Genomic DNA, 13,587 nt, shown 5'->3' with positions numbered 1-13,587 from the left:
CACCGAGCCGATGATCGGCTCGGTGCGGAGCCATGTCCGAAGGAGTCCTTCGCTATGAATGCTGCGTTCGATGGCACGAGTACCGCTGCGCAACAACCACAGTCAATCGGTGACTTCGTGTCCCGTATTCGTCGCAGAGAGCCGATGGTGGGGTACTGGCTCCTGGGCGATTCCGCGGTGATGGCCGAACGGCTCGCCCGCGTCGGATACGACTACCTGTGCCTGGATCAACAGCACGGCCTGATGGGCTACCGCGAGATCCGGGACGGGCTGATCGCGATAGACGCGGGTGCCGGTCTCGGTCCCACACCCACGATCGGACTTGTCCGCACCAGCGCCAACGATCTCACCTGCATCGGCCAGGCCCTCGATGCCGGCGCCGCCGGAGTCATCATCCCGATGATCGACGATGCGGACGCGGCGCGCGAAGCCGTCCGCAACGCGAAGTACCCGCCGATGGGACGACGGTCCTTCGGCCCGATGCGCGGCGAGTTGCGCCGCGGATCCGATCTCGCTGTCGTCAACGACGAGACCCTGGTCGCGGTCATGATAGAAACAGCCGCCGGCCTCGAGAACGTCGAAGAGATCGCGGCAGTCGACGGCCTCGATGCACTCTATGTAGGCCCCTACGATCTGACCTTGGCTGTGGGTGGTGCGCACCCATCCGATCCGGCGTCGGTGGCGGCGCGAGATGCCGCACTCGAACGAATCCTGCGTGCCGGCCACACTGCCGGCAAAGCAGTGGGCATCCACGCGGACGACGGCCCGATGGCCGCACACCGGCTGGCCCTCGGATTCGACTTCGTCAGCATCGAAGGCGATCTGGTCCACCTCGAGCAGATCGCGCGTGCGCATCTCGAACAGGCAGTGGAGTGCCGAACACGCCGTCGGTGATGATTGCGCAACGGCCGGCAAGGGCGCACCCTCCCCGTCTTCACGATCGGAGTGCCTCGAACAGCTGGTCCGTCAACTCTGCACAAACCACGATCCCCGCAACTCCCTGAAGTCCAGGGTGTTGCGGGGATCGCCAGAACCTGAAGTTGCCGGTGAGGGCCGCTCTCGTCCTGCTTTACGAAGTCAGTTCCTTCGCGTCGATCGCCTGCATCCGGCCGGTGTCGCTGAGTGCGCGCCCGGTCATCTCCGGTGCGAGCTTCTGTGACACCACGGCACCGGCGACGCAGAACAACGATGCGATGATCATGGTCGTGGTTCCGCCGAGGTTCGTCATCGCCCAGGGCAGGAGGAAGGTGCCCATTGCGGCGCCGACGCGGCTGACAGCGCATGCGAATCCGGTTCCCAGTCCACGGATTTCGGTTGGCAGGATCTCCCCGGGGTAGACGCCGGTGAGCGCGGTGTACATGGCGTTGAAGAAGGCGAAGACGAAGAAGAGAATCAGGATGACGATCGTCGGTGCGGACACCCACGTGCCGATGATCACCAGTGCGATTGCGCAGATCCACTGTGGTCCGATGGTCAGGCGTCGCCGACCAACGCGCTCGATGGCGATCACGGAGATCATGACACCGAACATCGCCGCTGCGTTGACGATGATTCCGCCGGCCAGACCGTCGCTGAGTCCGTACTTCTCCAAGACGCTCGCCGCGAAGGTCGCGATCGCGAAGTACGGTGTCACTGCACAGAACCAGAAGACCGAGATGAAGATGACGTTGCGTCGATTGTGGTCATTGAACAGACTGCGGAAGGAGCCCTTGGCCGCGGTCTCGTTGCTGATGTCCGCCACGTCGTCGGGATCTTCGAGATAGCGCTCGGCGATGCGCATCGCGTCGGCCTCACGTTTCTGTTGCATCAGCCAGCGCGGCGATTCGGGCATGCCGATACGGGCGATCAGCAGAGCGACGGCGGGAAAAGTGCTGGTGCCCAGGATGAATCGCCAGTCGAGGTGCCATACGTTGACCATGACATAGCCGATGAGGAATGCGGTCACGAAACCGACGTACCAGAGCACCTCCTGCAGTGCGAGAAGCCGTCCGCGTAGTCGCCGAGGGCTGAACTCGGCCTGGAGTGGCCATCCGATCGAGTAGTCCGCACCGATTGCGATGCCCATCAGCAACCGGATGATGAACAGTTCGGTGGGCGAGTCGACGAAGAACTGAACGAATGAGGCGGCCGCGAACAGGATCAGGTCGAGCGAGAACAACAGCTTTCGTCCGAGTTTGTCGGTGAGCCATCCGCCGAGCGGTCCGCCGATGAAGATGCCGATCAGTGCGGCCGAGGCGACGGCGCCCTCGGCGAAGACCGACATCGACAGATCGGTTTGAATCGCGCCGATCACGGTCCCGATGATGCCGAGGATGTAGCCGTCGAGAAACATCCCGCCCGATACCACCCCCGTCAGCCGGATGAGGAACCGACGTTTCTGCGCCGGGCTGCTGTGAACTTCCACGAATTGAGTCCTGTCTATCACTGGGTGTACTCCTTGGGCGACGTGCAGAAATCGCATCCCTGCCCGCCAGGTCGCGTGGACGTGTAAGTAGCGCGAAGGCTCGTAAGGGCCACGGGGCGATGGTGCGGATACGCCGGTTGACCCACCCGCCGACGTTCACTTGATGAACGAAGTGATCAAATTGTGGCACCAGTCTCATTCGGTGTCAATAGTTTGGCGAGACACTGGCGACAGTCGCTGGCTCTGCGGAAATAAGGCACACTGCCACCTCTTGACACTGTGCCTCGGGTCACTCTATCTTGAGCAGTATCCAACAGATGGTTTATCTATCCATCTAGTGAACACATCAGGAGAGTGTCCATGAAGCACATGAAATTGCTCGCGTTCGACTTCAACGGACCGGCGCACCTGTCCGCCGGCCTCTGGCGACACGAGCGTGATCGCGGAGCCGACTACACCGATATCCGTACGTGGATCGAGTACGCCAAGAAGCTCGAGGCCGCGTGCTTCGACGGAATGTTCTTCGCCGACAACGATGGCTACCACGAGAAGTACAACGGCAGTGTCGCCGACGCCCTGCGCGACGCGGCCCAGATCCCCACCAATGACCCGTCCTATCTCGTGCCGGCCATGGCCGCGGCCACTCGACATCTCGGGTTCGGTGTGACGACTTCGACCGCCTACACCCCGCCCTACACCGTGGCCCGGAAGTTCACCACGCTGGACCATGTCACCGACGGCCGCATCGGCTGGAATGTCGTTACGTCGTACTCGGATTCGGCTGCGCGTAACCTCGGGAACGGCACGCAACTCGCCCACGATGAACGCTACGAACGCGCCGAAGAGTTCATCGACGTCGCGCTCAAGCTGTGGGAAGGGTCCTGGGACGACGACGCGGTCGTGCGTGACAAGGAGACCGGTACGTATGTCGATCCGGAGCGAGTGCACGAAATCGCGCACGAGGGAAAACATTTCACCGTACCCGGCATTTTTGCGTGCGAGCCCTCCACGCAGCGGACGCCGGTGATCTTCCAGGCCGGCGGGTCGCCGGCCGGAGTCGCGCTCGCCGCCAAGACCGCAGAGGCCGTCTTCATGAACTCGATGTCGAAGCCCGGTCTCAAGAAGCAGGTCGATGCGCTGCGGGCGAAAGCCCTGGAGTTCGGGCGCAACCCCGACCACATCGCCGTGCTGCAGATGATCACGGTCATTTCGGCGCCGACCGATGAGGAGGCCCAACGCAAGTACGAGCAGTACCGCGAACTGGTGTCCTACGACGGCGCCATGGCCCGCTACAGCGGATGGACCGGACTGGACATGGCGCAGTTCGATCCCGATCAGCCCTTTGAGGACGTCCAGACCAATGCCGCCCAGACCATGGTCGACGTCTACACGAAGCTCGACTCGGGCAAGAAGTGGACTCCCCGCGACATCGCTCTGGAGAACGGCATCGGTGGTACCTCGCCGGTCATCGTCGGCGGACCGGAGACGGTTGCCGCCGAACTGATCTCCTGGATGGAGGAGACCGGTGTCGATGGATTCAACGTCGCTCACGCGATCAAGTTCGCCGACGTCGAAGACTTCATCACCTATGTGGTTCCGGAGTTGCAACGGCGTGGTGCCATGCGGACCTCCTATGAAGGAAATACTCTGCGGGAGAACCTCTTCGGCGAGGGGAATACGCAGTTGTTCGTAGACCACCCGGGTGCGGCACACCACCGTGCGGCCACCACCGGTTCCCCTGAGGCGGTGCCGGCATGACCGTCATCGTCACCACCGAGCCGGAACCGATCGACGCGGGACAGTTCCGCGAGGCCTTCGGCACGCTCCCCACCGGAGTCACGGCAATCACCGGTCTCACCGCAGACGGGACCCCACGTGGTCTCATCGTCGGCACCTTTCAGTCGCTGTCGCTGGACCCGCCGTTGGCAACCTTCTGCGTCGACAAGAGTTCGAGCACTTGGCCCACCCTGCGATCCCTGGGTCGTTTCACCGCCAATATCCTCTCCACCGAACAGCTTTCGGTGTGCCGGGCACTCTCACGAAAGGGCGACGACAAGTTCCGCGACGTCGATTTCGCGGAGTCCGTCATCGGCACCCCCCGCATCGCCGGGTCGGCCGCATGGGTGCACTGTGAGGTCCTCTCCGAGGTCGTGGCCGGTGATCATTTCGTCATCGTCGGTGCGATTCATGCACTCGAGATCGGTGCCGGCGACGCACTGTTGTTCCGCGGCGGCAAGTTCGGCGATTTCAACCTCTGGCCGACACCCTCATCATCGGAAAGGAAGGTCAGCGCATGACCGGCATTCTCGACCAGGTCACCACCGCCTGGGCAAAGGCGTGGGGGCAAGGTGACACCACAGCGTTCGAGTCCATCACCGCCCCCGACTACCACCGCCAGTCCAAGACCGGGCCAGAGACTCTGACCGACGTCCTGCACCAGATCGAGGAGCAGCACGCGGCATTCAGCGACTTCACCGTCCGCCTTCGCACCGCCGTCGAAGACCACGGCATCATCGCCATCCACTGGGAGAGTTGCGGCACACACTCCGGCGAGTTCATGGGCGTCCCGCCCACCGGACGCACCGTCACGGTGTCCGGCGCGTCGTTCATCAACCACCGCGACGGTCTCATCACTTCCGAGGAAGTCGTCTGGGATCCCCGCGAATTGCTCTCAGCCCTTGGTATTTGGCACCTGACCACCCCACAGCGATCCGGAGTCTGAGCGGATGCCCATCAACATCATCGACACCGCCGAGCGGATCATCGCCGCCCACGAATCCCGCACTCCCGTCGACACCCTCATCGATAGCACCTGTGGACCAACCAAGGCCGACGCATTCCGAGTCCAGCAAGAAGTCATTCGGCGCCGTGTCGCCGCGGGTGACGCGGTGGCCGGGTTCAAACTCGGCAACATCGCCAAAGCGATGCAGAGCAAGTTCGGCGTCGACGAACCCGACTACGGCTACCTGTTGGCCGGCCAGTTTCGTCCGGAGAACCTGGCGATCAGCGCGGATGAGTTCATCGAGCCCTTTATCGAACTCGAACCGGCATTCGTACTGAAGAAGTCCGTGGGCGGCCCACATGTGACCGCCGTCGACATCATCGCAGCCACCGACTACGTCGTCCCCGCTCTAGAGATCATCGACTCCCGAGTCCGCGACTGGAACATCGACATCCACGACACACTCGCCGACTGCGGCTCGAGCGCCGCCGTCATCATCGGGAGCACCCCGCGCAAGCTGTCCGAGGTGAATCTCGCCGACACCCCTGGAGAGATCCGTTTCGGCGGCGAGGTCAAGGCCAAAGGCAACACCTCGGCCGTCTACGGAAGCCCGATCAGCGCACTTGCGTGGCTCTGCCGACGGATCTCGGAGTACGGAATCGGCCTGGAAGCAGGTCAGCTCGTCCTGCCCGGCAGCATCCTCGCCGCGGAAAAAATGATTCCGGGACAGCAGATCACCGGTCACTTCGACGGGTGGGGAGAGGTGAGCTTCGACTACGCGATCACCTAATGAGGCGACACGTTCTATAGAGTGGACGAAACATCCACAGACAGGACACACATGTCGTCGCCGCAGAAACAGCGAGACTCTGCCAGTTCCATGGCGTCAAACCGCTCGGTCATCCGGGCGGTTCACGTCTTACGAACCCTGGGCGCGAGCTCTCGACCCATGACCGCCACTGAGGTGGCCCAAACGATGGGGCTGCCCCGCGCGACGACCTTCCGTCTCCTCCTCACCTTGGAAGAAGAAGGCTTTGTCGAGCGTGAAGATACCCGGTACTCACTGGGTTGGGACCTCGCACGACTTGCCGGGGGTATCGACCCCGCAACCCGCTTGGCACCCCGAGTCGACGGAGTAATCGGCGATCTCGCCGAAGAACTCGGCGAGACCGTCACCCTCTCACTACGACGGGGCCGATTCGACCTCGACCTCGTTGTGCAGGCCAACCCGCGGCGGGTGGGGATGTCGGTCACCGACCTACCGGGTCAGCGGTGGCCACTGCACGCATCGGCCACCGGCAAGCTGCTTCTCTCCGAGCTCGCCGACGACGAACTCATCGACGCCACCTCCGGTCGCCTCGAGGCGTTGACCGAACGCACAATCACCAACTACGTCGACCTGCGCAACGAACTGCAAACGACCCGGGAACGCGGGTGGGCCATCACCGATGAAGAACTGGAAGAGGGCATCTTCTCGGTCGCAGTGCCCATCCGGGACAGCAGCGGAGGTCTGCTCGCGGCTTTGAGCTACGTGGCACCGGTGCACCGCATCGACGACGAGAAGCAAGCGGAGTTGACCCGTCGTTTGATCGATGGCGCGGAGCGAGTCCGAAGCCATCTGAACACTGCCGGCGCGCTATCGGATTGATCGGCATGAACGCGATCCAACCCTTCGCGATCGATGTTCCCGATTCGGTGCTCGACGACCTGCGACGTCGGCTACGCGAGACTCGCTGGCCCGAGGCGGAAACCGTCGACGACTGGACCCAGGGCATGCCGTTGGCCTACACCCGGCAGTTGGCGGAGTATTGGGCGGCGGGGTACGACTGGCGGGTTCGCGAGGCGGCGCTGAATGGTTTCGACCAGTTTGTCACCGAGATCGATGGATTGCCAATCCATTTCATCCATCAGCGGTCTCCTCATCCGGATGCGTTTCCGTTGCTGCTCACGCATGGGTGGCCGGGGTCGATCATCGAGTTCGGCAAGGTCATCGGTCCGCTCACCGACCCGGTTGCCTACGGTGGTCGCGCCGAGGACGCCTTTCATGTGGTGTGCCCGTCGCTGCCCGGCTACGGCTTCTCCGGCAAACCGGCGGTGTCGGGGTGGGGAGTCGACCGGATCGCGGCGGCGTGGGAGACGTTGATGACGCGACTGGGATATGACCGCTACGGCGCGCAGGGCGGCGACTGGGGGGCGGCGGTCACCACGCAGATCGGGCGCAACGTCGGGCACTGCGTGGGCATCCACCTCAACATGCCGATCGGCATACCACCGAAAGAGGTTCGGGAGAACCCGAATCCGGCCGAGCGTGAAGCGCTGGCGGCGGGCGCGCAGTATCAGCGGTGGGATTCGGGCTATATGAAGCAGCAGGGCACCCGCCCACAGACGGTAGGGTACGGGCTGGTCGACTCGCCCGTGGCGCTGTTGGCCTGGATCGTCGAGAAGTTCTGGTCCTGGACTGATTGTGACGGACATCCCGAGAACGCGCTGACCCGTGATGAGATGCTCGACAACGTGACCCTCTATTGGGTCACCGCGACCGGTGCGTCGTCGGCGCGTCTGTATTGGGAAAGCAAGCGTGCCTTCACCAATGGCGACCGGGTCGAGCTGCCGACCGGGGTGGCCGCGTTCCCGAAGGAGATCGTCCGGCCCTTGCGTTCCTGGTGCGAGCCCAACTACAACATCACGCACTGGACGGCGATGCCCCGGGGTGGCCATTTCGCGGCGTTCGAGCAGCCGGAGTTGTTCACCGACGATGTGCGCGAGTTTTTCGCGACCATGCGATGACGTGAGCCCATACGGCGGGTGGCGTCGGGGTCATCCCGTGCTGGCTTCCTCCGCGGGGTTTTGATTCCTCCGGCGCTAATTGTTAAGGGAAGAAGGAAAACCCAGCGGATGAACTCGGTGATGCGGTGGTGGAGCGTGGTCAGGCGATGCCCTGCGCGCTCCAACCGCCGTCAATCGGGACGACGACGCCGGTGATGTACGAGGCGAGCGGTGTACCCAGGAAGAACGCCAACTCCGCGATCTCGGCGGGTTCGCCGAAACGGTTCATCGGAATTCGGTTGAGGAACTCCTGCTCATTGATCACGCCGCGTCGCAGGAAGTCCCTGGACAGTTCGGTGATGACCGACCCCGGGGCAATCGCATTGACTCGGATCCCCTGTGGCGCCCACTCGGTCGCCAGTCCCCGAACCAGTCCGGCGACACCGGCTTTTGCGGCACCGTAGGCGGTGCGACCGGGAAAACCGAAGAGTCCGTTGAGCGAGGACATCATGACCAGGGCGCCGCCGTCGGGCATACGCGACGCTGCCTGCTGGGCACCGACCATCGCTCCGGTGAGGTGAACCCGCAGCATCGCGTCCCAGTCCTCGAGCGGATAGTCCGTGGACGATCCGGCCTTGGCGAACCCTGCGTTCGCGACGAAGGTGGTGAGCCGGCCATCGGCGAGGTCGCACGCGCGCCCGACGTCGTCGGGGGAGGCGGCGTCGCCGCGGACGGCGTGATGGCCTGAGCCCTCCCAGGTCGCCGCGGTCTTCTCCACACGATCGAGGTCCAGATCGAGGCCGATGACGGAGAACCCGTCCCGGGCGAAGCGGGCGGCGATCGCCGCGCCGATGCCCTGTCCGGCTCCGGTCACGACGGCAGCAGGACGATCAGCCATTGGTCACCGCCAGCGGAAAGGTTTGTTGCACATCGATATTCTTGATCGCGATCCGGTACGTGCCGTCGGAGTCGCGGACCACCAGATCGTGGTACTCGCCGAGGATCATGATTCCGGTGTCGGCGGTACGGGAGATTGCCTGGAAGTAGGCGTCCACGTGGTAGCCGTCGGTCGACGCCGAACACGTGACGTTGCTTACCAGGTGTTTGCTCCAGACCGTCGGTCCGTCGAACACCTGTCGATAGAACGCGAGTACGGCGGCGATGCCTTCGCGCGGCCCGTCGACGCGATGCAGCGCGACGTCGGAGGTCAGGGCGGTGGCGAGCATGTCCTCGTCGGATGTGTCGACGGCCAGGGCGTAGCGGTACAGTGCGGCCCGGACCCCTTCCATCACGTCCGGGGTGACGGCAAGCTGTTGCTTCTCAATGATTTTCGACAACGGAATCTCCTGTCAGACGGTCACTGGTTCGGGTGTGGACTCCTGGCGCAGCGAACCGATCGGACGGCCGTCGAGCTGTCTGCGGGGCAGGAGGAAGACCAGCCCGATGCCGACGATCGCCGGAATGACAAACACGTAGAAGCTCCAACTGACCGACAGGTTCGCTGCCATGATGTAGCCGCCGAGGATCGGGCCGGTGATGCCGCCAAGACGGGCGACGGTCATGATCGTGCCGAGCGCCGTGGCGCGATTGGCCGCCGGGAACCAGGTGGCGATGAAGCCGTTGAGGATGACGGCAGTGCCGTTGGCGCCGACGCCGGCGAGAGCCACCGCGACATACAGGATGGCCGTGGGCGGTCCCATGCTCATGGTGAGCAGTGCGACGACGCCGATACTGAAGCCGCACAAAGCAACCGGCCGCGGACCGATGCGATCGGCAAACCACGACATGGCCGCCGCGCCGATGATCGCGCCGACGCTCATGGTCGCGAGAAAGCTCAGCGCCGAGCCCAACGGGTATCCGGCAGAACGCATGATCTGCGGCAGCCAGGTGGCCAGGCCATAGATGAACAGCTGGCCGATGAAGGTCGCTCCGGCGAAGATAATTGCGACGCCGATCAACGGCTTGTGGAACAAGTCACGCAGGCGGGAGTGGAGTTCGGGGGAGGCGGACTGCAGTGCGGGATCGGGCAGGCCGTAGCGCTGTGCGATCACCGTGGCCTCATCCACACGCCCCTTGGAAGTGAGGAACTGCGGCGACTCGGGTAGCACGAAGTAGCAGAGGGGAACCAGCACCAGCAGCGGAAGTACACCGACCGCGTACATGGGCCGGAAGCCGAAGGGCTCCAAGATCACCAGGCCCAGCAGCGCCGCGATGATGGTGCCAACCGAGAACCCCGAGCTCACGAGGGCGTTGACCAGGTTTCGGCGGGTGCGCGGCGCGAACTCGACAGACAGCGCCAACGCGGTGGGCAGTAGACCCCCGAGGCCGATGCCGGACAGGAACCGAAACAGGCCGAATAGCTCTGCGGTGGGAGCGACGGTGCACGCCCCCATGAAGATCGAGAACCAGCTCATGCTGGCCATCAGCATCTTCCGCCGGCCGATGAGGTCGGTGGCGAACCCGCAGATCAGGGTGCCGACCAGCATGCCCATGAACGCGTAGCTGGCGATCAGACCGGTTTCAGCGGCATCGAGGTCCCAGGGCTCGTAGTCCAGCAGCGAGGGAATCGTGGTTGCGAAGACTGACAAGTCGTAGCCGTCGAAGATGACGGCTATACAGCAGATGACGGGCACGATGATCCCGTTGCGTTGCCGGATGTTGTTGTTGATCAACAGATTCTCCTCGATAGACCGAGCGGGGGAGATCGCTCGGAGCAAGTGTGATCTAGAGCAAACATTATCATAGATATGACCTGTGTCCCAGACTCTGTTGTCTGCGTCAGAACGACTCGACGGGAGCGGGATTGAAACCCGGCATGATCGTATGGCCGGCGTCGACGACGATGTTCTGACCGGTGACCGCATACGAACCATCGGAAGCGAGCCAGGCCGCGGCGTTGGCGATGGTCTCCGGCGGGAGCGCGCCCTGAGCCCGCAGGATGCCGAAATGTAGTGCTGCGCGGTCATAGTCGGACCGGTCAGCGCCCGGGTGTCCGGCCATCTGGTCGTACATGCCCTGGAAGTTCGTCATCGGGGTGTCGATCAGGCCGGGCGCGACCGAGTTCACCCGAACACCCAGGGGGCCGAGTGATTGTGCGGCACTACGCATCAGGCCGAGGACGCCATGCTTGGAGGCGGCGTAGTGAGCCGCATTCGGGTTGCCGATCACACCATTGACCGACGAGGTCAGGACTATGGACCCGCGCTTGCGGTCGATCATGTGCGGGACAACGGCTTTCATGGTGCGCCAGACGCCCTTCAGGTTGACGTCCTGTACGTCGTCCCACATCTGCTCGTCCATCTCCCAGAATGGTGCTTGGGTGTAGATGCCCGCATTTGCCACGACGACGTCGATCTTCCCGAACGTGTCGAGGCCTTGGGCCACCACGGCATCCAGCTGATCGCTGGACCGGACATCGGCGGTGGTGGCGAGGATTCTCCGGTCCAGTTTCTCGACGAGGTCGGCGGTTTCCTGGAGGTCCGCTGCGGTGGCGTGGTCGTAGGCGACGTTGGCGATCGGTTTGTCGATGTCGACGGCAATGATCTCGGCACCTTCGGCGGCGAGCGTCAAAGCGTGTGCCCGACCTTGGCCGCGTGCGGCTCCGGTCACGAAAGCGACCTTGCCTTCCAATATGCCCATGTTCGGCTCCTTCTCGGTTGTTCTGCTGTGTGACGACCCTCACGTCTAATCTATGGTAAACATGATTACCAAAATGTGGAACCGCCAGTGAGGACGTGGATGTCGAGGCGGAGTTCACCGTGGGAAGGACCATCATGAAGGCCTGGCGGGTGCAGGAGCTCGGAGAGCCACGGGACGTCCTCGTCCTCGACGACGTGCCGGTCCCAGAACCGGGACCGGGTCAGATCCTGGTCAAGGTGCGTGCCGCGCCGGCCAACTTCCCTGATGTGTTGATGTGTCGTGGCATCTACCAGGTGAAGCCGGACTTGCCCTTCACGCCGGGTGTCGAATTGTGCGGCGATGTCGTTGACGTCGGTAGCGACGTCACCACACATTCGGTCGGCGACCGTGTGGTCGGTAACTCAGTGCCACCGCACGGCGGATTCGCGGAGTACGCGGTGATGGATGCGTTTGCCGCCTACCCTGCGCCGGCCTCGCTCGACGACGCGGAGGCGTCGTCGTTGACCATCGGCTATCAGACGAGTTGGTTTGCGCTGCATCGTCGTACGCATGTACAGCCGGGCGACGTGGTGCTCGTGCATGCGGCGACCGGCGGAGTCGGCAGCACCGCGGTGGAACTGGCCAAGGCGGCCGGCGCCACGGTCATCGGTGTGGTGGGTGGCCCGCAGAAGGCCGAATACTGTCGGCGGCTGGGTGCCGATGTCGTCGTGGACCGCCACACCGAGGATTTCGTCGAGGTCGTCAAGGCGGTGACCGACGGTCGCGGCGCCGACATCATCTACGACCCGGTCGGTGGCGACACGTTCGACCGATCGACCAAATGCGTGGCCTTCGAGGGTGTCATCCTGGTGATCGGCTTCGCCGGCGGACGGATATCCGAGACGAAGCTGAATCATGCACTGCTGAAGAACTATTCGATAGTGGGCGTGCACTGGGGTCTGTACAAGCATAAAAACTTACCGGCCGTACAGGACTGCCATCGGACGCTGACTCGACTCGCCGATGATGGCTCGATCAAGCCCCTGATCGGCGAGCGTCTGGCATTCACCGATGTGGCCGACGGTGTGGCGCGCCTCGGCGAGGGCACCACGATCGGGCGCGTGGTCTTCGAGGCGCAGTAAGGCCCGGCTACAGGTCGCGATCCCAGCGGACCACGGACCCGATGATGTCGGGGAACTTCTTCTCCGCGTACTTCAGGTAGTCATCGATGTGCTCGCTCATCGCCGCCATGGATTTCGCGGCATCGCGCTCGCTCATGGCGGCGAAGATCGACTCGTGAGCAGTCAGCGTCGCCTTCCGGCGCACCTGCGGAAAGTCCATTCCAACGATCGTGCTGTTGGTGACCTCGAGGAGCGAATCGGCGAGGTAACCGAGCAACGGGTTGTCCGTCGACCAGGCAATGATGTCGTGAAACTCCTTGTTGGCCTCCAGGAATGCACGACGGTCGCTCTTGAGTGCCACCGCCATCTGCTCCACCGTGGCACCGACTTCGGCCAACCGTTCGTCGGAGATGTTCGCGGCGGCGAGTTGGGTGATGACCGGTTCGATGCTGAGTCGGGCCTCGAAGATCGATCGCAGGGGCGCATTGCGCAGCTGCATCAGCAACACGAACGCGCCGGACAGGAATGAGCCGGTGGGTTCCTGGAGTACCGGCCCGCCGCGCGGACCGGGTTTCATGACGACGACGCCCTGGAACTCGAGGAGGCGAAGTGCTTCGCGGAGGGTGCCGCGGCCGATCTGGTACTTGTCGACCATCAGCTTCTCGGACGGCAGCAGATCCCCGGGCCCCAGACCCGCGTCGAGCGCTTCTTGCACGATTCGTTGGCTCACGACCAGCGCAGCCTTCGGTGATCGTGCCGGGCCTGTCACCGGCGAGCTCCTGCCGGTGAACCGTCGAATCTGGTAGTGCGCACTCGATCTGCCCCCTCTGTTGGCAGCTCGCGCCGGCTCGACCTGCGGGAGCGTGACCTAAATCATGACAAACATCACGATACTTACGGGGCAAGCGTACTCGATCTTGCGGCTTCTACAACGCACCGACCGACCGCGGGTCGGG

General features: G+C 63.5%; 14 protein-coding genes. 8 read left to right on the top strand and 6 right to left on the bottom strand.

Translation table 11 applies throughout. The features are described from left to right. Positions 1–54 precede the first annotated feature (54 nt). Positions 55–894 carry an HpcH/HpaI aldolase family protein gene (locus tag AAFP30_RS19030; protein WP_419231546.1) on the top strand — a complete coding sequence of 280 codons (840 nt, stop codon included), beginning with the start codon at positions 55–57 and terminating at the stop codon, positions 892–894. A gap of 175 nt (positions 895–1,069) precedes the next feature. On the opposite strand, the gene AAFP30_RS19025 is transcribed toward AAFP30_RS19030, so the two are convergent. Beyond that, positions 1,070–2,404, bottom strand: coding sequence for an MFS transporter (locus tag AAFP30_RS19025; RefSeq protein ID WP_419231545.1), 1,335 nt, complete (start codon positions 2,402–2,404; stop codon positions 1,070–1,072). A gap of 369 nt (positions 2,405–2,773) precedes the next feature. Between AAFP30_RS19025 and AAFP30_RS19020 the strand changes: the two genes are divergently transcribed. From AAFP30_RS19020 to AAFP30_RS18995, 6 genes are read left to right on the top strand one after another with little or no spacing between them, the layout of a single operon-like run. Next, positions 2,774–4,162 (top strand): LLM class flavin-dependent oxidoreductase, encoded by a 1,389-nt coding sequence (locus tag AAFP30_RS19020; RefSeq protein ID WP_419231625.1) that lies wholly within the window; start codon positions 2,774–2,776, stop codon positions 4,160–4,162. Continuing rightward, positions 4,159–4,701 carry a flavin reductase family protein gene (locus AAFP30_RS19015; RefSeq protein ID WP_419231544.1) on the top strand — a complete coding sequence of 181 codons (543 nt, stop codon included), beginning with the start codon at positions 4,159–4,161 and terminating at the stop codon, positions 4,699–4,701. The genes AAFP30_RS19020 and AAFP30_RS19015 overlap by 4 nt, the downstream gene beginning before the upstream one ends. Beyond that, positions 4,698–5,126, top strand: coding sequence for an ester cyclase (locus AAFP30_RS19010; protein WP_419231543.1), 429 nt, complete (start codon positions 4,698–4,700; stop codon positions 5,124–5,126). The genes AAFP30_RS19015 and AAFP30_RS19010 overlap by 4 nt, the downstream gene beginning before the upstream one ends. Before the next feature lie 4 nt (positions 5,127–5,130). Continuing rightward, positions 5,131–5,916, top strand: a complete 786-nt coding sequence (locus tag AAFP30_RS19005; protein ID WP_419231542.1) for a 2-keto-4-pentenoate hydratase — start codon at positions 5,131–5,133, stop codon at positions 5,914–5,916. Between the two features lie 51 nt (positions 5,917–5,967). Next, the gene (locus tag AAFP30_RS19000; RefSeq protein ID WP_419231541.1) at positions 5,968–6,774 is read left to right on the top strand and encodes an IclR family transcriptional regulator; all 807 of its coding nucleotides are present in this window, start codon (positions 5,968–5,970) and stop codon (positions 6,772–6,774) included. A gap of 14 nt (positions 6,775–6,788) precedes the next feature. Continuing rightward, positions 6,789–7,913, top strand: a complete 1,125-nt coding sequence (locus tag AAFP30_RS18995; RefSeq protein ID WP_419231624.1) for an epoxide hydrolase family protein — start codon at positions 6,789–6,791, stop codon at positions 7,911–7,913. Positions 7,914–8,052: 139 nt separating this feature from the next. On the opposite strand, the gene AAFP30_RS18990 is transcribed toward AAFP30_RS18995, so the two are convergent. The 4 genes from AAFP30_RS18990 to AAFP30_RS18975 form a co-directional block, all read right to left on the bottom strand. Continuing rightward, a complete protein-coding gene (locus tag AAFP30_RS18990; protein WP_419231540.1) occupies positions 8,053–8,790 on the bottom strand; it encodes an SDR family NAD(P)-dependent oxidoreductase in 738 nt (245 codons plus the stop codon). Further along, positions 8,783–9,229 carry a nuclear transport factor 2 family protein gene (locus AAFP30_RS18985; RefSeq protein ID WP_419231539.1) on the bottom strand — a complete coding sequence of 149 codons (447 nt, stop codon included), beginning with the start codon at positions 9,227–9,229 and terminating at the stop codon, positions 8,783–8,785. Before AAFP30_RS18985 ends, AAFP30_RS18990 begins: the two co-directional genes overlap by 8 nt. A 12-nt stretch (positions 9,230–9,241) precedes the next feature. Continuing rightward, complete coding sequence (locus AAFP30_RS18980; RefSeq protein WP_419231538.1) at positions 9,242–10,564, bottom strand: MFS transporter; 1,323 nt, start codon at positions 10,562–10,564, stop codon at positions 9,242–9,244. A 106-nt stretch (positions 10,565–10,670) separates the two neighbouring features. Continuing rightward, positions 10,671–11,531, bottom strand: coding sequence for a mycofactocin-coupled SDR family oxidoreductase (locus AAFP30_RS18975; protein ID WP_419231537.1), 861 nt, complete (start codon positions 11,529–11,531; stop codon positions 10,671–10,673). Between the two features lie 134 nt (positions 11,532–11,665). On the opposite strand from AAFP30_RS18975, the gene AAFP30_RS18970 reads away from it, so the two are divergent. Further along, a complete protein-coding gene (locus AAFP30_RS18970) occupies positions 11,666–12,652 on the top strand; it encodes an NADPH:quinone oxidoreductase family protein (protein ID WP_419231623.1) in 987 nt (328 codons plus the stop codon). Between the two features lie 7 nt (positions 12,653–12,659). Here the strand turns inward: AAFP30_RS18970 and AAFP30_RS18965 are convergent, their stop codons facing one another. Further along, complete coding sequence (locus AAFP30_RS18965; RefSeq protein ID WP_419231536.1) at positions 12,660–13,400, bottom strand: FadR/GntR family transcriptional regulator; 741 nt, start codon at positions 13,398–13,400, stop codon at positions 12,660–12,662. Between the last annotated feature and the right edge of the window lie 187 nt (positions 13,401–13,587).

The sequence above is a fragment of the Gordonia sp. CPCC 205515 genome (genome assembly GCF_048537925.1).
Classification (GTDB): domain Bacteria; phylum Actinomycetota; class Actinomycetes; order Mycobacteriales; family Mycobacteriaceae; genus Gordonia.
The sequence above is the reverse complement of the archived record's forward strand: the minus strand, read 5'-3'. Positions and strand labels throughout refer to the sequence as shown.